This is a genomic window from Streptomyces sp. sk2.1 (assembly GCF_008120935.1).
Lineage (GTDB): Bacteria > Actinomycetota > Actinomycetes > Streptomycetales > Streptomycetaceae > Streptomyces.
The window spans coordinates 48,080-67,277 of the sequence record NZ_RDBO01000020.1; the positions used below are offsets into that span (position 1 = coordinate 48,080).

Sequence of the window (19,198 nt, forward strand, 5' to 3'; positions counted from 1 at the left end):
GCCCCTAGCGGGCCGACGTGGCGAGTTCGCCGGTGCCGGACGTCGTCTCCGCCGCCCGGCGCGGCACCGATACCCGGTGGGCCGGGTCGCGCACCTCGCCGACGAGCATCTCCAGGACGTCCTCCATGGCGACCAGGCCGAGGATCCGGCCCGACGCGTCGGCGACCTGGGCCAGGTGGGTCGCCGCCCTGCGCATCACGGTCAGGGCGTCGTCCAGGGGCAGTTCGGCCCGCACCGTCGCCATCGGGCGCCACACCTGCTGCGGAACGGCCCGTTCGCCGTCCTCCAGGTCCAGGACGTCCTTGACGTGCAGATAGCCCATGAACGGGCCGCCGCCCTCGGCACACACCGGGAAGCGCGAGTAGCCGGTCCGTACGGTCAGCTCCTCGATCCGGCGCGGGGTGACGGACGGGTCCACCGTCACCAGGGAGGCCCGCTTGAGCAGCACGTCGGTGACGGGCCTGCTGCCCAGCTCCAGCGCGTCCTCCAGCCGCTCCTGGGCCTCCGGCTCCAGCAGACCGGCCTGGCCGGAGTCCTCGACGAGGCGGTTGAGCTGCTCGCTGGTGAAGACGGCCTCCACCTCGTCCTTGGGTTCCACGCCGAAGAGCCGGAGCACCAGCCGGGCGCAGGCGCCCAGTGCGGAGGTGACCGGCCGGCACAGGCGGGCGAAGCCCACCAGGCCGGGGCTGAGCCAGAGCGCGGTCCGCTCCGGCGCCGCCATCGCGAGGTTCTTCGGGACCATCTCGCCGATGACGAGGTGGAGGAAGACCACGAGGGCGAGCGCCAGGACGTAGCCGAGCGGATGGACGAGCCCCTCGGGCAGGTGGACCGCGTGGAAGACCGGCTCCAGCAGATGGGCGACGGTCGGTTCGGCCACGGCGCCGAGGGTCAGCGAGCAGACGGTGATGCCGAACTGGGCGGCGGCCATCATCTGCGGCAGGTTCTCCAGGCCGTACAGCACCTTGTGGGCACGGCCCGACCCGGCCGCCGCCAGGGGTTCGACCTGGCTGCGCCGTACGGACACGAGGGCGAACTCCGCGCCGACGAAGAAGCCGTTCGCCAGCACGAGGAACCCCGCGAGGAGCAACTGGACCAGGCTCATCGCACGGCCTCCAGGACCTCGTGGGTCACCGGTGCCCCGGCGACGGGGACGGTGACCGGGGCGGTCGTGCGCACGAAGCGGACCCGCTCGGCGCGGTAGTGGCCGACCTGGCGGACGGAGAGCCGCCAGCCGGGCAGTTCGGCCCGGTCGCCGGGGGCCGGGATGCGGCCCAGCAGGTCGGCGACGAGCCCGGCCACGGTCTCGTACGGGCCGTCGGGGACGTCGAGTCCTATCCGGCGCAGGCTCAGGACGCGGCAGCTGCCCTCGACGTCCCAGGCCGGGCGGCCGTCCTCGGGAGCGGCGGGGACCAGTTCGGGCCGGTCGGCGCCCTCGGCGTCGTGCTCGTCGCGGACCTCGCCGACGAGCTCCTCGATGATGTCCTCCAGGGTGACGACGCCGGCGGTGCCGCCGTACTCGTCGACCACGACGGCGATCGGCTGCTCGTTGCGCAGCCGCTGGAGCAGCTGCTCGACGGGCAGGGTCTCGGGGACCAGCAGCGGCGGCACGGCGATCCGGCCGGCCGGGGTGCGCAGCCGGTCGGCGGCGGGCACGGCGAGCGCGTCCTTGAGGTGGACCATGCCGACGACCTCGTCGATGCGCTCCCGGTAGACCGGGAAGCGGGAGAGGCCGGTGGCGCGGGTGAGGTTGAGGACGTCCGCCGCGGTCGCCGAGGACTGCAGGGCGCTGACCTTCACCCGGGGGGTCATGACGTGCTGGGCGGTGAGCCCGGCGAGCGACAGGGTCCGTACGAAGAGGTCCGCGGTGTCCTGTTCGAGGGTGCCGGCCTCGGCCGAGTGCCGGGCCAGGGAGACCAGCTCACCGGGGGTGCGGGCGGAGGCCAGCTCCTCGGTGGGTTCCACGCCCAGCAGCCGCACCAGCCGGTTGGCCACGGTGTTCAGCAGGCTGATCACCGGCCGGAACACGGCGGAGAAGCGGTGCTGGGGGCCGGCGACGAACCGGGCGACCTGGAGCGGCCGGGAGACCGCCCAGTTCTTGGGCACGAGTTCGCCGATCACCATCTGGACGGCGGAGGCCACCAGCATCCCGATGACCACGCTGATGCCGGGGACGGCGCCGTCGGGCAGTCCGGTCGCGGTGAGGGGGCCGTCCAGCAACTGGGCGAGTGCCGGTTCGGCGAGCATGCCGACGACCAGTGAGGTGATGGTGATGCCCAGCTGGGTGCCGGAGAGCTGGAAGGAGAGTTCACGGAGGGCTTCGACGACGGTACGGGCCCGCCGGTCGCCCTCGGCGGCGGCGCGCTCGGCGTCCGGCCGCTCCACCGTGACGAGGCCGAACTCGGCCGCCACGAAGAATCCGTTGGCGAGGATGAGAAGGAATGCCGCGCTCAGCAGCAGCAAGGGGGTGGTCATGCCGCCGCCTCCGGGGAGGGGGCGGCGCAGGTACTACCGGACGATCCGTCCATTGCTGGAAGGAGTCACTCCTTGGGTCGCAGGAAGGCCCCGCCGGTCTCGGGGACCTTCCGGTGCGGGGCGGGGGCGCACAGGGGCGCCGCCGTCCTCCAGAGTAATCAAGAAGAGCCCGCGGGGGGCAGGGGGCTCAGCCGATGTCCTTGCCGGTGCCGCGGTTCTCGGCGAGGGCCCGCAGCGCTCGGGCGTCCCGGATGGCCTGCTGTTTGGCGACGCCCGGCTGGATGCCGAGGGCGGGCATGCTCGTCCCGTCGCTGAGGTCGAGGAAGACCCAGGGGTCGCCGGCGCGCAGGTTGACGCGGAGGATCTCCGCCCAGGACAGCCTGCGCGTCCGGGTGATGTTGACCACCGTCACCCCCTCCTCGTCCGCGACCACCTTCGGGCGGCTGAGCAGGGCGAGCACGCCGAGGAACAGCAGCGCGGTGAAGACGAAGCTGATCCGCTCCCCCCCGCTCAGCCGTTCCAGTGTCAGGGCGACGGCGGTGATGACGAGGAACATCACCGTGCCCACGGTCAGCAGGACCACCCGGGTTCGGGTCGGCCGGAACGTGACCGGGAGGGTGGGGAGGGTGGGTGGGGAGTTCGGGCCGGGGCGCGGGGGCGGACATGGTGTTCTTCTGTCTTCCGGGGGCTTTTCTGCTGTCTTCCGGGGACGCCTGGCCGTCAGAGGCGGCAGGCGTGGATGGCGGTGGTGAGGATGGCGCGGGCGCCGAGGTCGTACAGGTCGTCCATGATCCGCTGCGCCTCCCGGGCGGCGACCATGGAGCGGACGGCGACCCAGCCCTCGTGGTGCAGCGGGGAGATGGTCGGCGACTCCAGGCCCGGGGTGAGGGCGACCGCGCGCTCCAGGTGCTCGACGCGGCAGTCGTAGTCCATCATCACGTAGGAGCGGGCGACCAGGACGCCCTGTAGGCGGCGCAGGAACTGCTGCACCTTGGGGTCGTCGTCCGGGGCGCCGGCGCGGCGGATGACGACGGCCTCCGACTTCATGATCGGCTCGCCGATGACTTCGAGGCCGGCGTTGCGCAGGCTGGTGCCGGTCTCCACGACGTCGGCGATGACCTGGGCGACGCCGAGCTCGATGGCGGTCTCGACCGCGCCGTCGAGGTGGACGACGGAGGCGTTGATGCCGGCGTCGGCGAGGTGCTTGGCGACGATGCCCTCGTAGGAGGTGGCGATCGTCTTGCCGTCGAAGTCCTGCGGGCCCTGGGCCGTGCCGGGCTTGGTGGCGTAGCGGAAGGTGGAGCGGGCGAAGCCGAGCTGGAGGATCTCCTCGGCGTCGGCCCCGGAGTCGAGCAGCAGGTCGCGGCCGGTGATGCCGATGTCGAGGCGGCCGGAGCTGACGTAGATCGCGATGTCGCGGGGGCGCAGGTAGAAGAACTCGACCTCGTTCTCGGGGTCGACGAGGACGAGTTCCTTGGACTCCTTGCGCTGCTGGTACCCGGCCTCATGGAGCATCGCCATCGCAGGCCCGGAGAGTGAACCCTTGTTGGGGACGGCGATGCGCAGCATGAGGTCGGCTTCCTTTGCGAGGAGAGGTGCGGGATGCGGAAGGGGCGGGTGGTGCGGGGTCCTGCTCAGAGGTGGGCGTAGACGTCGTCGAGCGAGATCCCGCGGGCGACCATCATCACCTGAACGTGGTACAGCAGCTGGGAGATCTCCTCGGCGGCGGCGTCCTTGCTCTCGTGCTCGGCGGCCATCCAGACTTCGGCGGCCTCCTCGACGACCTTCTTGCCGATGGCATGGACGCCCTTGCCCACCAGTTCGGCGGTGCGGGAGGTGGAGGGGTCGCCGTTGGCGGCCTTGAGCTGCAGCTCGGCGAAGAGCTCTTCGAAGGTTTTGTTCGCCATGATGGTTCTTAGCCTACGGGGTCCGCGCGCCCCACTCAGCGCCAGGGCTCGCTGACGGTGCGCAGCGTGGCGGCGGTGGCGACGGCCGCGGTGACCGCTTCGTGCCCCTTGTCCTCGTTGGAGCCCTCCAGGCCGGCCCGGTCGAGCGCCTGCTCCTCGGTGTCGCAGGTGAGCACCCCGAAGCCGACGGGCACCCCGGTGTCGACGGCGACCTGGGTGAGGCCGCTGGTGACGCCCTGGGAGACGTACTCGAAGTGCGGGGTGCCGCCGCGGATGATGACGCCGAGGGCGACGACCGCGTCGTAGCCGCGGCCCGCGAGGACCTTGGCCACGACCGGGAGTTCGAAGCTGCCGGGGACCCGGAGCAGGGTCGGCTCGTCGATGCCGAGCTCGTGCAGGGCGCGCAGCGCGCCGTCGACGAGTCCGTCCATGACCTTCTCGTGCCACTGCGCGGCGACGACCGCCACGCGCAGGTCACCGCAGTTGCGTACGGACAGTTCGGGTGCGCCCTTGCCGCTCATGTCTCTCCTGTCGCTCGTTTCCGTGATCGTCACTGGTTGCCGCAGGTCGACGCCTTGGCGGTGTCGAGCCAGGGCAGGTCGTGCCCCATGCGGTCGCGCTTGGTGCGCAGGTAGCGCAGATTGTGCTCGCCGGCCTGGACGGGCATCGGCTCGCGGCCGGTGACGGCCAGTCCGTGTCGCAGGATCGCGGCCGTCTTGTCGGGGTTGTTGGTCATCAGCCGGAGGCTGCGGACGCCGAGGTCCTTGAGGATCTGGGCGCCGGCCGCGTAGTCGCGGGCGTCGGCGGGCAGGCCGAGTTCCAGGTTGGCGTCGAGGGTGTCGACGCCGCGTTCCTGGAGTTCGTAGGCGCGCAGTTTGGACAGCAGGCCGATGCCCCGGCCCTCGTGGCCGCGGAGGTAGACGACGACGCCGCGGCCCTCCTCGGTGATCCGGCGCATGGACGCGTGCAGCTGGGGGCCGCAGTCGCAGCGCTGGGACTGGAAGATGTCGCCGGTCAGGCACTCGGAGTGGACCCGGACCAGGATGTCGTCGCCGTCGCCGAGGTCGCCGTGGACGAGCGCGACGTGTTCGACGCCGTCGGTCGTGGAGCGGTAGCCGTAGGCGGTGAACGGGCCGAAGCCGGTCGGCAGCCGCACCTCGGCCTCGCGGCGCACGGTCGGTTCCGAGCTGCGGCGGTAGGCGATCAGGTCCTCGATGGAGATGATCGTGAGGCCGTGCTTGCGGGCGAACGGGACCAGCTGCGGCAGCCGCAGCATCTCGCCGTCCTCGCCGGCGATCTCGACGATGGCGCCGGCGGGCCGCAGGCCGGCGAGCCGGGCGAGGTCGACGGCGGCCTCGGTGTGGCCGTTGCGCACCAGTACGCCGCCGGAGCGGGCGCGGAGCGGGAAGACGTGGCCGGGCCGTACGAAGTCGGCGGGTCCGGCCTCGCCGCCCGCCAGCAGCCGGAGGGTGGTGGCCCGGTCGGCGGCGGAGATCCCGGTGGTCACGCCGTGGGCCGCCGAGGCGTCGACGGAGACGGTGAACGCGGTCCGCATCGACTCGGTGTTGCGGCCGACCATCTGCGGGAGTTCGAGCCGTTCCAGCTCGTCGTTCTCCATGGGGGCGCAGATCAGGCCGCGGCACTCGCTCATCATGAACGCGACGATCTCGGGGGTGGCCTTCTCGGCGGCGACGACGAGGTCGCCCTCGTTCTCCCGGTCCTCGTCGTCGACGACCACGACGGGCCGGCCGGCGGCGATGTCGCGGATCGCCTGTTCGACGGGGTCGAGCGAGAGGTCCTCCAGGTCCCTCCCGCGGTCCGGGTGCAGCCAGGTGGGCTGGGCAGTCATGCCGTGGCTCCTTCCAGAGCGGGTGTCCGCGAGCGCAGCCACCAGTCGCGCATGCCCCACAGGACGAGGGCGCCGTACACGACGTAGATGAGACCGGAGAAGGCGAGGCCGCTGTGGAAGTTCAGCGGTACGCCGACGAGGTCGACCAGCAGCCAGGCGAACCAGAACTCGACCATGCCGCGGGCCTGGGCGAGCATCGCGACGAGGGTGCCCGCGAAGATGTACGCGTCCGCCCACGGGCTCCAGGACAGCGAGGGGAACGCGGTGAACAGGCCGCCGACCGCGAGGGTGCCGAGCGCGGCGCCGCCCAGCAGGTATCCGCGCTCGCGCCAGGTGGCGAACCGCACGGCGATGGAGCCGTCCTGGGCCTGCTGCCTGCCCCGGGTCCACTGCTGCCAGCCCCAGACGGCCACGGCGATGACGACGACCTGCTTGCCGACGCTGCCCGCCTGCTGCACCGAGGCGTTGGCCGCGACGAGGACGACGCCGGACAGGAGCTGGGCGGGCCAGGTCCAGACCGAGCGGAGCCAGCCCAGGGTGAGGGCGATCAGACCGACCGTGTTGCCGATCATGTCGGACCAGATGATGTGCTGCCCGAGGACGGTGAACGCCTCCGAGTTCAGCCAGTTCAGGGCGGTCACTTCACCGGCTCCTCGGTCTCCTGCGCGGTGTGGCCGAGCAGCCGCTCGACGTACTTCGCGATGACGTCCACCTCCAGGTTGACCGGGTCGCCGGGCTCCTTGATGCCGAGCGTGGTCAGGGCGAGGGTGGTGGGGATGAGGCTGATGGTGAAGTAGTCGGGTCCGGCGTCCACGACGGTGAGGCTGACGCCGTCGACGGTGATGGATCCCTTCTCGACCACGTAGCGGCTCAGGTGCGCGGGGAGGGAGACCTTCACGATCTCCCAGTTCTCGGAGATCCGGCGCTCGACGATGCGGCCGGTGCCGTCGACGTGGCCCTGGACGATGTGCCCGCCGAGCCGGCCGCCGACCGCCATCGGGCGCTCCAGGTTGACCCGGGAGCCCGCGGCCAGGGCGCCGAGGCTGGACCGGTTCAGGGTCTCGGCCATCACGTCGGCGGTGAACTCGCCGTCGCCGAGGTCGACGACGGTGAGGCAGACGCCGTTGACGGCGATGGAGTCTCCGTGCTTGGCGCCCTCGGTGACCACTCGGCCGCGCAGGCGGAAGCGGGAGGCGTCGTCGAGCTTCTCGACGGCGGTGACCTCACCCAGTTCTTCGACAATTCCGGTGAACAACTCAGTTTCCCTTCCGGTCGGTGCCGGGGACGGCGGTGATGCGCAGATCGGGGCCGATGCGGACGGTCTCGGTCACATCGAGGCGCAACGCCTCTGCGATGGTGGAGATTCCGGCGTCGGCGAGGGCCGCCGGACCGGCGCCGAGGAGCACGGGGGCGAGGTAGCCGACGACCTTGTCGACCGTTCCCGCGGCGACGAAGGCCCCGGCCAGGGTCGGGCCGCCTTCGAGGAGTACGGAGCGGATGCCGCGCCCGTGCAGGGCGTCGAGCAGGGCGGGGATGTCGAGGCCGGGGCCGGTGGCGGCGCGCGGCAGCCGCAGGACGGCCCCTTCGGGGAGGTGGCGGGCGTCGGCGTCGTCGGCGACGGCGATCAGGGTGGGCGCGCCGTCGTCGAGGACGCGGGCGCCGGGGCGTACGGCGGTGGCGGTGGTGTCCACGACCACCCGCAGGGGCTGCGCGGCGCCGTCGATGCCCCGGACGCCGAGCTGCGGGTCGTCGGTGCGGGCGGTGCCGGAGCCGACCACGACGGCGTCGGCCTCGGCGCGCAGCCGGTGGACGTCGGCGCGGGACTCGGCGGAGGTGATCCAGCGGCTGGTGGCGTCGGCGGCCGCGATCCGGCCGTCGAGGCTCGCCGCGTACTTCCACAGGACGTACGGGCGGCCGAGCCGCACCGAGGTCAGCCAGGCGGTGTTGCCCGCTTCGGCCTCGGCGGCGAGGAGCCCCCCTCCGACCTCGGTCCCGGCCGCGCGCAGGGTGTCCGCACCGCCGGTGGCCTGCGGGTTCGGGTCGCCGACCGCGTAGACGACCCGGGCGACGCCGGCCTCGATCAGCGCCTGGGCGCAGGGGCCGGTGCGACCGGTGTGGTTGCAGGGTTCGAGGGTGACGTAGGCGGTGCCGCCGCGGGCCCGGTCGCCCGCGGCGCGCAGGGCGTGGATCTCGGCGTGCGGGCCGCCGGCCCGCTGGTGGAAGCCCTCGCCCGCGAGGCGGCCCGCGGCGTCGAGGACGACACAGCCGACGACGGGGTTGGGGCTGGTGGAGCCGAGGCCGCGGGCGGCGAGCTCGATCGCTCGGCGCATGGCGGTGATGTCGGCTGCGGTGTCCACCGGGTCCTCCTGCCTCTTCGGGCACGGACTCCGGGGCTGTCGATGACGACAGAAGAGCGGGAACGCGACAGGGGAACGCCGAATGCCGGAAGAACGGACGGATCGGTCGCCCGAAACCATCCGCCGACGGCGGCGTACCCGTGAAACGGCCCGCCGCGCACTGCCTCCCATCCGGACTTTAACCGTCGGTCCAGGAATTTCACCTGGTCAACCGGCCGCTGGATGCGGACGGGTCGCGGACTTTAACCGCCGGCTCGGAATTTCACCGACCCCGGAGTGCGCTGCTACTGGTACAGGGTTCAGTGTGCCACGCCCGCCGCTGGGCCATGCGGGTGAGCGGCTGTGGACTGGCTCACAAGGGGGCGCACGGCGGGGCGCAAACGGACAGCCGCCCCCTAAAGGTCCAGACCTATTGACTCACTGGTCTAGTCCTCTTAATCTCTGCGTCACCTCCGAGGAGTCGTCCCGCGGTGTGCGCACACCCGGGGCATCAACCCGACCCACCCCCTTGCCAGTTGCGTTTTTGCCGAACCTCCCCGGGAGGAACCGAACGTGCTGTCCCCCACCCGTGCGAGAGCCACCCTGCTCGCGGCCGGTGCCACCGTCGCCGCACTGCTGCTGGGCTCGCTCGCCACCACCCCGTCGGCCGCCGCCGACCAGGAGTCCTGTCGCCCCGACGGTCTCTACGAGACCCCCGGCGTCCAGGTCCCCTACTGCTCCGTCTACGACACCGAGGGCCGCGAGAAGATGGGCGCCGACCATCAGCGGCGGGTCATCGGGTACTTCACCAACTGGCGTACCGGGAAGGACGGCAAGCCCGCCTACCTCGTCCCCGACATCCCCTGGGACAAGGTCACCCATCTGAATTACGCCTTCGCCCACGTCGACGGCGGCAACAAGCTCTCCGTGGGTGCCGACGGCCCGGACAACGCCTCGACCGGCATGACCTGGCCGGGTGTCGCGGGCGCCGAGATGGACCCCGAACTCCCCTACAAGGGCCATTTCAACCTGCTCACCAAGTTCAAGAAGAAGCACCCGAACGTGAAGACCATGGTGTCGGTGGGCGGCTGGGCCGAGACCGGCGGCTACTTCGGCGCCGACGGCGAGCGGGTGGACTCCGGCGGCTTCTACTCGATGGCGACCAACGCCGACGGGTCGGTCAACCAGGCCGGCATCGACACCTTCGCGGACTCGGCCGTCGACTTCGTCAGGAAGTACGGCTTCAACGGCGTCGACATCGACTACGAGTACCCGACGACCATGAAGGACGCGGGCAACCCGCTGGACTGGACCCTGTCCAACGCCCGCCGGGCCGGTCTGGTCAAGGGCTACTCCGCGCTGATGAAGACCCTGCGCGAGAAGCTCGACCGCGCGTCCGCCGCCGACGGCACCCACTACCTGCTGAGCGTGGCCGCCCCCTCGTCGGGCTATCTGCTGCGCGGCATGGAGACCTTCCAGGTCCAGAAGTACCTGGACTACGTCAACATCATGTCGTACGACCTGCACGGCGCGTGGAACGAGTACGTCGGTCCGAACGCCGCGCTGTACGACGACGGCAAGGACGCCGAACTCGCCCAGGCGAGCGTCTACTCGACCTCCCAGTACGGCGGCACCGGCTACCTCAACACCGACTGGGCGTACCACTACTTCCGCGGCTCGATGCCGTCCGGCCGGATCAACATCGGCCTGCCGTATTACACCCGCGGTTTCAAGAACGTGCAGGGCGGCACGGACGGGCTGTGGGGCAGGGCCGCCACCACCGACTGCCCGGCCGGCGCGGGGCTGACCAAGTGCGGCGACGGCGCCGTCGGCATCGACAACCTCTGGCACGACCTGGACACCGCGGGCAAGGAGTCGCCCGCCGGTTCCAACCCCATGTGGCACGCGAAGAACCTGGAGAAGGGGGTCGTCGGCGACTACGTCACCGACTACGGCTTCCCCGCCGACACCGAACTGACCGGCACCTACGCCCGCAAGTACGACTCGACGCTGGTCGCGCCCTGGCTGTGGAACGCCGAGAAGAAGGTCTTCCTGTCCACCGAGGACGAGCAGTCGGTCGCCGCGAAGGCGGACTACGTCGTCGACAAGGGCATCGGCGGAGCCATGATCTGGGAGCTCGCGGGCGACTACGGCTGGAACGCCGCCAAGGGCCAGTACGAGCCGGGCTCCACACTCACCTCGACGATGTACGAGAAGTTCAAGTCGGCGGCCCCGTACGGCGCGAAGCGCTCCACCGTCGGCCTGCCCACCGAGGCACTCGACATCGACGTGTCCTTCGACCAGTTCCCGCTCGGTGACTCCAACTACCCGATCAGCCCCAAGCTGAAGATCACCAACAATACGAAGACGACGCTGCCCGGCGGCACCGAGTTCCAGTTCGACTACGCGACCTCGGCCCCCGCCAACGCCAAGGACCAGTCCGGCTTCGGCACCACGATCGTGCGCAGCGACCACACCGCCGCCGACAACATCGGCGGGCTGAAGGGCGACTACAACCGCGTCTCGCTGAAGCTGCCCGGCTGGCAGAGCCTGGCGCCCGGCGCCTCGGTGCAGGTGGACTTCGTGTACTACCTGCCCACCTCCACCCCGTCGAACTGGACGGTGACCTTCGGCGGGAAGTCGTACGCCCTCGCCGCCGACCTGGCGCGCGGCACCACGGTGGTCGAGCCGGGCACGGGCACCTCGCCCACGCCGGACCCGTCGACCAGCCCGACCCCGGGCCCCGGCGGCGGCAGCTGCACCGCGCCCGCCTGGTCGGCGACCGGTGAGTACGGCGCGGGCACGACCGTCGCCCACGACGGGCACCAGTGGAAGTCCAAGTGGTGGACGAAGGGCGAGACGCCCGGCTCCACCGGTGACTGGGGCGTCTGGCAGGACCTCGGCGCCTGCTGACCCGCCCCCTCGACCGCCCGGCGGTGACCGGTTCGCCCCCGGTCACCGCCGGGTCCACGGCCGTCCCGGCCCCTGTCGGGCGGGCACGGCTCCCGGCCGGGCACGGCCGGGGTGTTCCGGCAGGCGGTCAGCGGCCGTCGGCCGTCGGCGTGCTTCGGGACCACGTACGGCGGGGCGCCCCCGCTCTCCGCTGCCGGGGCCGCGTGGCACCGGCGGACCTCGACCGCGGCGACGTCGGGGCGGATGAAGAGCACGTGGTCGACCGCGTGGGCGACCTCGCCGTCCCGGTCCGCCGCCGGGAGGACCCGGCGGGTGAAGTCCGTGATCGCGTCGAGGCCGACGAGGACCTCGCCGTGGGCCGTCGTCCGGACGACGTCGGGGTGGAAGAGGCCGAGGAGCTCCTCGGGGTCCTCGTTCCGCCGGAAGTCCTCGACCGCAAGGACGAGCCGGCCGATCGCTTCGACGTCCGCCGCGCGGGACGTGGTTTCGGTGGTCACGCGGATCGGCGTCCCTCCTCGACCGCGATCGGGGTCAAGCGCCCGACCGGCCGGGCGTCCCCTGCGCCGACGGGCCGAACAGGTCGTCCTGGGCCGCCTCGCGGGCGGCCAGGAGGGCGCCGCGGAGCACCGCCGCGCCGCCCAGCCGCCCGGCCCTGACCTCGGTGCGCAGCGGCGACATGGTGACCAGCCGCTCCTCGACCCGGGCCGCGAGCGCGTCGCCGCCCGCGTGGCCGACCTCGCCCGCCAGCACCACGCAGCCCGGGTCGAGGACCGAGGCGATGGCGGCGGCGCCCAGCGCGAGACGTTCGGCCAGGACGTCCAGGAACGCCTCGTGCCGGCCCTCCCCCGCCAGCGCGGCCCGCACGGCCGACGCCGCGCCCGGTTCCTTCTCGCCCCCGGCCGTGCCCGGCGGCACGACGATGCCGTGGGCGGCGGCCAGTTCGCAGACCGGGGCGGAGCCGACCAGCGAGTGGAAGCCGCCGTCGCAGTTGAGCGCCGAGGGGACCCCGACCGCGCCGGGCACCGGCAGGAAGCCGATCTCGCCCGCGCCGCCGGAGGCCCCGCGGCGGAGCGCGCCGTCCAGCATGACGGCGGCGCCGACGCCGTGGCCGAGCCAGAAGAGCACGAAGGTGTCGCGGTCGCGGGCCGCGCCGCTGCGGTGCTCGGCCACGGCGGCGAGGTTGGTCTCGTTCTCGACCAGTACGGTCGCGGGCAGCCGCTCCTGGAGGACCCGCACCAGCCGCCGGTGCCAGGCGGGCAGCCCGGTGGTGTCGCGCAGTTCGCCGGTGACCGGGTCGATCAGTCCGGGCGCGCCGATGCCGACGCTGTGCAGGGGGGCGGGGCCGGCCTCGCGCGCGATGCGCTCCAGCAGGGCGGCGGCCTGTTCCGCGGTGGTGTCGGCGTCCGTGTCGCCGTCCACGGGCAGGGTGGCCTCGGCGAGCGTGTTGCCCAGCAGGTCGGCGACGGCCATGGCGACGCCGCGGGTGCGCACGTCGAGGGCGGCGAGGTGGGCGCGGTCGGCGACGATCCCGTACAGCCGGGCGTTGGGGCCGCGCCGCTCGGCGCCGGCCTCTCCGACCACCTCGACCAGTCCGGCCTCCCGGAGCCGTTCGACGAGGTCGGCGACGGTCGGCCGGGACAGGCCGGTCAGTTTCTTCAGCTGGGCGGCCGTCAGCGGGCCCTCCTGCTGGAGCAGTCGCAGGGCGAGCCGGTCGTTGAGGGCTCGGGCGGTGCTCGGTGATGCGGGCATGCCGGGATCCTTCCAGATCTCCGCCGGACCGGACGCTCGGGCGGACTATTTATCAGGCAGGGTTCCTGATAGTTTACGGCCCGCACGGCCGACAACGAGCGCCGGGCCACCGGCGGCGGAAGAATTCCAGGGGAGGGCACGGCGGCATGACAACGGATTCCACCGAGACGGTCTTCGGCGCGGAGCAGGTGAGGCGGGCCAGGTTCGCCATCGCCACGGTCTTCACCGTCCACGGCGCCGTGACCGGCAGCTTCGCCACCCGGGTTCCCTGGATCCAGGACCACGCCGGGGTCAGCGCCGGGCAGCTCGGCCTGGCCCTGGCCTTCCCGGCGATCGGCGCCTCGCTCGCGATGCCGCTGGCCGGCGCGATCAGCCACCGCTTCGGGGCCCGGACCGCGCTGCGCGGACTGCTCGCCCTCTGGACGCTGGCGCTGGTCCTGCCCGCGCTGGCGCCCGGTCTGCCGACGCTGTGCGCGGCCCTCCTCGTCTACGGGGCGACGGCCGGCATGTCGGACGTGGCGATGAACGCCCTCGGCGTCGAGGTGGAGAACCGCCTGAACAAGTCGATCATGTCCGGGCTGCACGGGATGTGGAGCGTGGGCGCCCTGATCGGTTCGGCGGCGGGCACCCTGGCCGCGCACCTGGGCACCGACGCCCGGCTGCACCACGCCCTGGCCGCCCTGGTGCTCACCGTGCTCGGCCTGCTGGCCTGCCAGGGCGTGCTCGACCTGCGCAGCGAGCCGGACGAGGAGCCGCCGCCGCGCTTCACCCTGCCGCCGAAGTCGGCGCTGATCATCGGCGCGGTGGGCTTCTGCGCGGTGTTCGCCGAGGGGGCCAGCCTGGACTGGTCGGCGGTCTACCTCCGGGACGTGATGGACACCTCCGCCGGGCTCGCCGCGGCCTCCACCACGGCGTTCGCACTGACCATGGCGGTCGCCCGGATCGCCGGCGACAAGGTCGTCGACCGCTTCGGCGCGGTGCGCACCGTGCGGGTCGGCGGGGTCCTCGCGACGGTGGGCGGCGTGCTCGTGGTCGCCTCGCCGAGCGCGGTGCTCGCCATGTGCGGCTTCGGGCTCATCGGCCTCGGGGTCGCCGTGGTCGTCCCGCTCGCCTTCGCGGCGGCGGGGCGCAGCGGCCCGAACCCGAGCCAGGCGATCGCGGGGGTCGCCACGATCACGTACACCTCCGGGCTCATCGCCCCGTCGGCGATCGGCTCGCTGGCCGAGGCGACCTCGCTGGTCGTCTCCTTCGGCCTGGTGACGGTGCTGGCGTTCGGTCTGGTGCTGGGGGCCGGGGTGCTGCGGGCGGGCGACCGCCGGGCCACGTCGTCCCCGGACGCGGGCGCCACGAAGGCGGCGTCGGCCGAGCCGGGAGCCTGAGCCGGGGCCGGGTGCCCGAGCCGGGAGCCCTGAGCCGGGAGCCGGGGGCCGGGCCGTGGCCCGGGCGGGGTCCGCACCGGCCGGGCCGGGGCCGGGCAGGCTCCCGACCTGCGGCCCGGCCGAGAGGTCCCCGCGATCCGGCATTACCATGGCGCTGATCATTTCGGCGGAAGCGCCACGCCCATCGGGGCGGTGGGCTCCGTATCTACCCCCAGGGAGCGACCATGGACCTCGGCGTGCGCTGGACTCTGCACGGCGACGGGAAGACCCCCGCGCCGGGGGCCGTGGTCCGTCCGGACGAACGGCTCTCCTGGCCCCGTACGTTCGGCCTCGGCGCCCAGCACGTAGTCGCGATGTTCGGCGCCTCGTTCGTCGCGCCGGTGCTGATGGGGCTGGACCCCAACCTGGCGATCATGATGTCGGGTGTCGCCACGGCCATCTTCCTGCTGGCCACCCGCGGTCGGGTGCCCAGCTACCTCGGCTGCTCGCTCTCCTTCGTCGGGGTCGCGGCGACGATCCGGGCGAGCGGCGGCAGCAGCGCCGTGGTCACCGGCGCGGTGTTCGTCGTCGGTGTGGTGCTCTTCCTCGCCGGTCTCGCGGTGCAGCGCTTCGGTGCCCGGATCATCCACGCGGCCATGCCGCCGGTGGTCACCGGTGCCGTCGTCATGCTGATCGGCTTCAACCTGGCGCCGGTGACCGCCTCGACGTACTGGCCGCAGGACCAGTGGACGGCGCTGCTGGTCATGCTGTTCACCGGTTTGGCCGTAGTGTGCCTGCGCGGATTCTTCTCGCGCATCGCGATCTTCCTGGGCCTGGTCTTCGGATACGTCCTGTCCTGGGTCCTCGACCAGGTCTTCGGCAAGATCCACTCCCCGGCGGGCGGCGCGGAGGCCGTGGACCACTGGCGGCTCGACCTGTCGGGCGTCTCCAAGGCCGACTGGATCGGGCTGCCGTCCTTCCACGCGCCGAGCTTCGAGTGGTCGGCGATCCTGGTCGCGCTGCCGGTGGTCATCGCGCTGATCGCCGAGAACGCCGGGCACGTGAAGGCCGTGGGCGAGATGACCGGCTCCTCGCTGGACGACAAGCTGGGCACCGCGATCGCCGCCGACGGCGCCGCGTCGATGCTGTCGACCGCGGTGGGCGGCCCGCCGAACACCACGTACTCGGAGAACATCGGCGTCATGGCCGCGACCCGGGTCTACTCCACCGCCGCGTACTGGGCCGCCGCCTGCTTCGCCCTGCTCTTCGGCCTCTGCCCCAAGTTCGGCGCGGTCGTCGCCGCGGTCCCCGGCGGGGTGCTCGGCGGCATCACCGTCATCCTCTACGGCATGATCGGCCTGCTCGGCGCCCAGATCTGGCTGCACGCCAAGGTGGACCTGCGCAACCCGCTGAATCTGGTCCCGGCCGCCGCGGGCATCATCATCGGCGTCGGCGGCGTCGGCCTGAAGATCACCGACAACTTCGAGCTGAGCGGGATCGCGCTGGGCACCATCGTGGTGATCACCGGCTACCACGTGCTGCGGGCCTTCGCCCCGGCGCACCTCAAGACCCAGGAGCCCCTGCTGGACTCGGGGACCTCGGCGTACGACGAGCAGGACCCGGCGGACAAGCGGTGACGGCCGGACCGGACCGGCGATGACACGATGACGCGGCGACGGCCGCGGCGGGCGCACCGTCCCGCCGCGGCCGTCGCCGCGTTCCTGCCCTCGTGCTCCCGTTCCCGCGCTGCCGTTCCCGCGTTCCCGTTCCCGCGTTCCCGTTCCCGCGCTGCCGTCCTCGTGCTCCCGTTCCCGCGTTCCCGTCGCCCCGGCCGTCGCTCAGAAGCAGTCGCCGTACCAGTGCATCGCGCCGGGTGCCGTGACCGCGGCCCGGACGGATTCCGCGGTGGCGTGCAGCGGGCGTGCCATGCCCACCCGCTCCGTCACCCGCCTGGCGTCCGTCAGCAGGGCCGGCAGCGCGGCCCGGACCCCGGGCTCGTCGGGGAGCCGGACCCGGGCCCGGTCCAGCCCCGCCGCCCGGCCCCGTTCGCCGACCGCGGCGAACAGTTCGCCCAGGCACCCGGGCGCCCCCGCGAACTCCCGCACCTCGACGTGCTCCCCCACGTGCTGGGCCACGATCCAGCCGGCGAGCGCCCCCGAGACGGGGTCCTCGGCCACGAGCCACCGCTCGATCGGGCCGTACCAGGCGGGCACGCGCACCGCCCAGTCCTCGGCGCTCCGCAGCGAGCTGAGCGGCCGGTCCGCGTTGTACGCGCGGTGCAGCGCGGCCACCCCGGCGGCGTCCCGCGCCGTGGCCGGCCGGACCCGGAAGGCCGTCCCCGCGGCGGACGGCGGTGCGGGCGTCCCCCCGGTGAGCGTCCCCTCGGTGTACGCGCTGTCGAACTCCTGCCAGCCCGAGCCCCGGTAGACGCCCGGGGTGCCGGTGAACAGCAGCGACCAGGCGCACCCCTCGGCCCGCATGGTGCGCTCCGCCGCCACCAGCAGCAGCCGCACCAGCCCCCGCCCGCGGGCCTCGGGGCGGGTGGCGACACTGCCGATGCCGCCGACCCGCCGCGGGGCGCCGTCCGCGTCGCGGATCGTCCTCGGCACGTACACGACGACCGCGTCGATCCCGTCGCCCGCGGCGTTCTGCGCGACGAAGGTGTGCCGGTGGCGGTCCGGGTCGAGGGCGTGCAGGTCGGTGACCTGCGGAGCGTCGAAGCACAGCCGCCACAGCCCGGCCAGCGCCGGGTCGTCGGCCGGGGTGGCGGTCCGGACGACGGCGGTCACAGGACCAGGTTCCCGTCCGTGCGCACCGACGGGCCGTTCGCGGGCATCGCGGTGCGCTTCGTGCCGTCCTCCACGCACCCGGTGTGCAGGGCCGAGGCCAGGGCGTCCGGGGCGAGGTGGAGCGTGCCGCCGGTGAAGCGGCTGCCGCTCGCCGCGTAGTGGTTGGTGCCGTCGGCTATCCGGATGTGGGCGGTGTCCGCGCCGGAGGCGGCGCCGGCGATCCCGTTGATGTCCCAGGTGACCTTCCCCGGGCCGGCGGCCCGGCCGAGCAGTGCCCTGGCCTTGTTGCCGCCGGTGAGGCGGGCCCCTCCGGTGAGGGTGATCCGCTGGTCGCGCACGGCGCTGAGTTCGATGCCGGTGTTGTCGTAGTGCCCGCCGTCGATCCGCAGGTCCGCCGAGCCGACCGAGAGCGGGGCGGCGTTCTCGGCGCCGATGACGGTGCAGTCGGTGAAGTGGACGGGGCCCGCGCCGCGCAGGATCGCGCCGTCGACGCCCTTGAACGTGCAGCGCACGAAGTGGACGGTGGCGGTGACCGGGGTCTGCACGAGGACGGCGCCGGCGGGTGGCTCGAAGGAGCAGTCGCTGATGGTGGTGGGGCGGCCGGAGCGGGCGGAGCGCTGGGCGACGGCGAAGGTCTTCGCGGTGCAGCCGCGCACCTGGGCCCCGTCGGCGTTGACGGTGAGGGTGCCCGCCTGGTCGAAGGTGGGGCGGGCGATCACCGTGATGTCCTCCAGGGTCAGGTCGGTGATCTTGGTGTTGGCGGTGAACCAGGAGCAGACGTGCCGCCGCACGGTGATCCGCTTGGCGGAGATGCCCCACTGCGCACCGGAGTTGGCGATGTCCATCAGCCCGGAGTTGCCGTCGAAGAGCAGGTCGTGCTCGTACTGGCCGTGGGTGGTGAAGGGGTTGCCGCCCGCGTCGTCGCCGTCGCCGTGGCAGTTGACGACGGTGCAGTAGGCGGAGGCGGTGAGGTCGTTGAGGTGGCGCACGTTGCTGGTCGTGCAGTCCGCGACCCGCCCGTACAGGCAGTAGATCTGCTGGGTGAGGTAGCCCGCGCCGCCGTACTCGACGGTGGGCGGGTTCTTCAGGGAGCAGTCCTCGGTGCGGAAGCGGGTGCACCAGCGGCGCATGATGACCGGCCAGAAGGAGCCGGTGGCGTGGATGCCGGAGACGTCGCAGCCCACCGCGTACTCGTAACTGACCGGGTGGGAGCCGGTGTACTCGTCGCGGCCGGCGCCCTCGAAGACCATGTTGCGGACGTGGGCGTCGCGGACCGGTTCGACGCGGGTCCAGGTGAGGGTGCGTCCGGCGGCGAGCTCCCAGCCGTTGAGGTAGCCGATCCGGATGTGCGTGGCGTCGACGATCTCGGTGATCTCTACGAGCTTCTGCAGTTCGCGTTCGTCGCGCCCGCCGCCCTCGACCGGAGCGACCTGGACGGCCCACCACTGGCCGGCCTCGAACGCCTTGGCGTCGGGGACCGGGAAGGTGTCGGTCAGCTCGATGACCTTGCCGGAGAGCGCGTGCTCGACGGTGGTGTCGGTGAGGGTGCCGCGGAAGGAGAGGACGGCGCCGAAGGGGTTGTCGTGGGTGTTCTTCTCGATGCCTTCGGTGCGTATGAGGTTGCCGCCGAAGTCGAGTTCGATGTGGGAGCGGTTGAAGAGGTGGCGTTTGGTGAACAGGAGGTCGGTGTGGGCTTCGATGCGGTGGACGCTCTTGTCGGCGATCATGGCGTCGAGTGCGGCGTCGGCGGGGGTCTTGGCGTCGAAGTGGCCGAAGGTGCGGAAGTCGAGGGTGCCGGTGTGGAGCTGGTGCCAGCGGCCGGTCT

Annotated in this window: 16 protein-coding genes, 1 pseudogene and 1 riboswitch; of the genes and pseudogenes, 3 read left to right on the forward strand and 14 right to left on the reverse strand. The window is 72.6% G+C overall.

The window, feature by feature from the left end; translation table 11 throughout:
* Positions 1-4 precede the first annotated feature (4 nt).
* The 10 genes from EAO76_RS03615 to ribD form a co-directional block, all read right to left on the reverse strand.
* Entirely contained in the window at positions 5-1,102 is a 1,098-nt protein-coding gene (locus EAO76_RS03615; protein WP_148833247.1) for a hemolysin family protein, read from the reverse strand.
* Positions 1,099-2,472, reverse strand: a complete 1,374-nt coding sequence (locus tag EAO76_RS03620; protein WP_148833249.1) for a hemolysin family protein — start codon at positions 2,470-2,472, stop codon at positions 1,099-1,101. The genes EAO76_RS03615 and EAO76_RS03620 overlap by 4 nt, the downstream gene beginning before the upstream one ends.
* 187 nt (positions 2,473-2,659) lie before the next feature.
* Positions 2,660-3,055 carry a PH domain-containing protein gene (locus EAO76_RS03625; protein WP_262375265.1) on the reverse strand — a complete coding sequence of 132 codons (396 nt, stop codon included), beginning with the start codon at positions 3,053-3,055 and terminating at the stop codon, positions 2,660-2,662.
* A 137-nt stretch (positions 3,056-3,192) separates the two neighbouring features.
* Positions 3,193-4,041, reverse strand: a complete 849-nt coding sequence (gene hisG / locus EAO76_RS03630; RefSeq protein ID WP_148833251.1) for an ATP phosphoribosyltransferase — start codon at positions 4,039-4,041, stop codon at positions 3,193-3,195.
* 65 nt (positions 4,042-4,106) lie between these two features.
* Positions 4,107-4,379: a phosphoribosyl-ATP diphosphatase gene (locus tag EAO76_RS03635; protein ID WP_148833253.1), complete on the reverse strand. Its 273-nt coding sequence runs from the start codon at positions 4,377-4,379 to the stop codon at positions 4,107-4,109.
* A gap of 35 nt (positions 4,380-4,414) precedes the next feature.
* Positions 4,415-4,900 carry a 6,7-dimethyl-8-ribityllumazine synthase gene (ribH, locus tag EAO76_RS03640; protein WP_148833255.1) on the reverse strand — a complete coding sequence of 162 codons (486 nt, stop codon included), beginning with the start codon at positions 4,898-4,900 and terminating at the stop codon, positions 4,415-4,417.
* A gap of 29 nt (positions 4,901-4,929) precedes the next feature.
* Positions 4,930-6,228 carry a bifunctional 3,4-dihydroxy-2-butanone-4-phosphate synthase/GTP cyclohydrolase II gene (locus EAO76_RS03645; protein ID WP_148833257.1) on the reverse strand — a complete coding sequence of 433 codons (1,299 nt, stop codon included), beginning with the start codon at positions 6,226-6,228 and terminating at the stop codon, positions 4,930-4,932.
* Positions 6,225-6,869, reverse strand: a complete 645-nt coding sequence (locus EAO76_RS03650) for a nicotinamide mononucleotide transporter family protein (protein WP_148833259.1) — start codon at positions 6,867-6,869, stop codon at positions 6,225-6,227. The genes EAO76_RS03645 and EAO76_RS03650 overlap by 4 nt, the downstream gene beginning before the upstream one ends.
* Entirely contained in the window at positions 6,866-7,483 is a 618-nt protein-coding gene (locus tag EAO76_RS03655) for a riboflavin synthase (RefSeq protein ID WP_148833261.1), read from the reverse strand. The genes EAO76_RS03650 and EAO76_RS03655 overlap by 4 nt, the downstream gene beginning before the upstream one ends.
* A gap of 1 nt (position 7,484) precedes the next feature.
* Positions 7,485-8,585, reverse strand: coding sequence for a bifunctional diaminohydroxyphosphoribosylaminopyrimidine deaminase/5-amino-6-(5-phosphoribosylamino)uracil reductase RibD (gene ribD, locus EAO76_RS03660; RefSeq protein WP_148833264.1), 1,101 nt, complete (start codon positions 8,583-8,585; stop codon positions 7,485-7,487).
* Positions 8,586-8,738: 153 nt separating this feature from the next.
* Positions 8,739-8,869: riboswitch (FMN riboswitch) on the reverse strand.
* A 268-nt stretch (positions 8,870-9,137) separates the two neighbouring features.
* On the opposite strand from ribD, the gene EAO76_RS03665 reads away from it, so the two are divergent.
* Entirely contained in the window at positions 9,138-11,477 is a 2,340-nt protein-coding gene (locus tag EAO76_RS03665; RefSeq protein WP_148833266.1) for a chitinase C-terminal domain-containing protein, read from the forward strand.
* 116 nt (positions 11,478-11,593) lie between these two features.
* Here EAO76_RS03665 and EAO76_RS03670 read toward each other — a convergent pair.
* Together EAO76_RS03670 and EAO76_RS03675 are read right to left on the reverse strand one after the other, a co-directional pair.
* Positions 11,594-11,974: pseudogene (locus EAO76_RS03670) on the reverse strand (SgcJ/EcaC family oxidoreductase); the annotation flags it as partial.
* A gap of 34 nt (positions 11,975-12,008) precedes the next feature.
* Entirely contained in the window at positions 12,009-13,226 is a 1,218-nt protein-coding gene (locus EAO76_RS03675; RefSeq protein WP_148833268.1) for an ROK family transcriptional regulator, read from the reverse strand.
* A gap of 146 nt (positions 13,227-13,372) precedes the next feature.
* On the opposite strand from EAO76_RS03675, the gene EAO76_RS03680 reads away from it, so the two are divergent.
* Positions 13,373-14,605: an MFS transporter gene (locus EAO76_RS03680; RefSeq protein ID WP_148833270.1), complete on the forward strand. Its 1,233-nt coding sequence runs from the start codon at positions 13,373-13,375 to the stop codon at positions 14,603-14,605.
* Between the two features lie 224 nt (positions 14,606-14,829).
* Positions 14,830-16,221, forward strand: coding sequence for a uracil-xanthine permease family protein (locus tag EAO76_RS03685; protein WP_148833272.1), 1,392 nt, complete (start codon positions 14,830-14,832; stop codon positions 16,219-16,221).
* A 201-nt stretch (positions 16,222-16,422) separates the two neighbouring features.
* On the opposite strand, the gene EAO76_RS03690 is transcribed toward EAO76_RS03685, so the two are convergent.
* Complete coding sequence (locus EAO76_RS03690) at positions 16,423-17,373, reverse strand: GNAT family N-acetyltransferase (protein ID WP_187438456.1); 951 nt, start codon at positions 17,371-17,373, stop codon at positions 16,423-16,425.
* The coding region (locus tag EAO76_RS03695; RefSeq protein WP_148835557.1) for a peptidase C14 at positions 17,370-19,198 on the reverse strand (1,829 nt) is incomplete at its 5' end. The genes EAO76_RS03690 and EAO76_RS03695, both read right to left, overlap by 4 nt.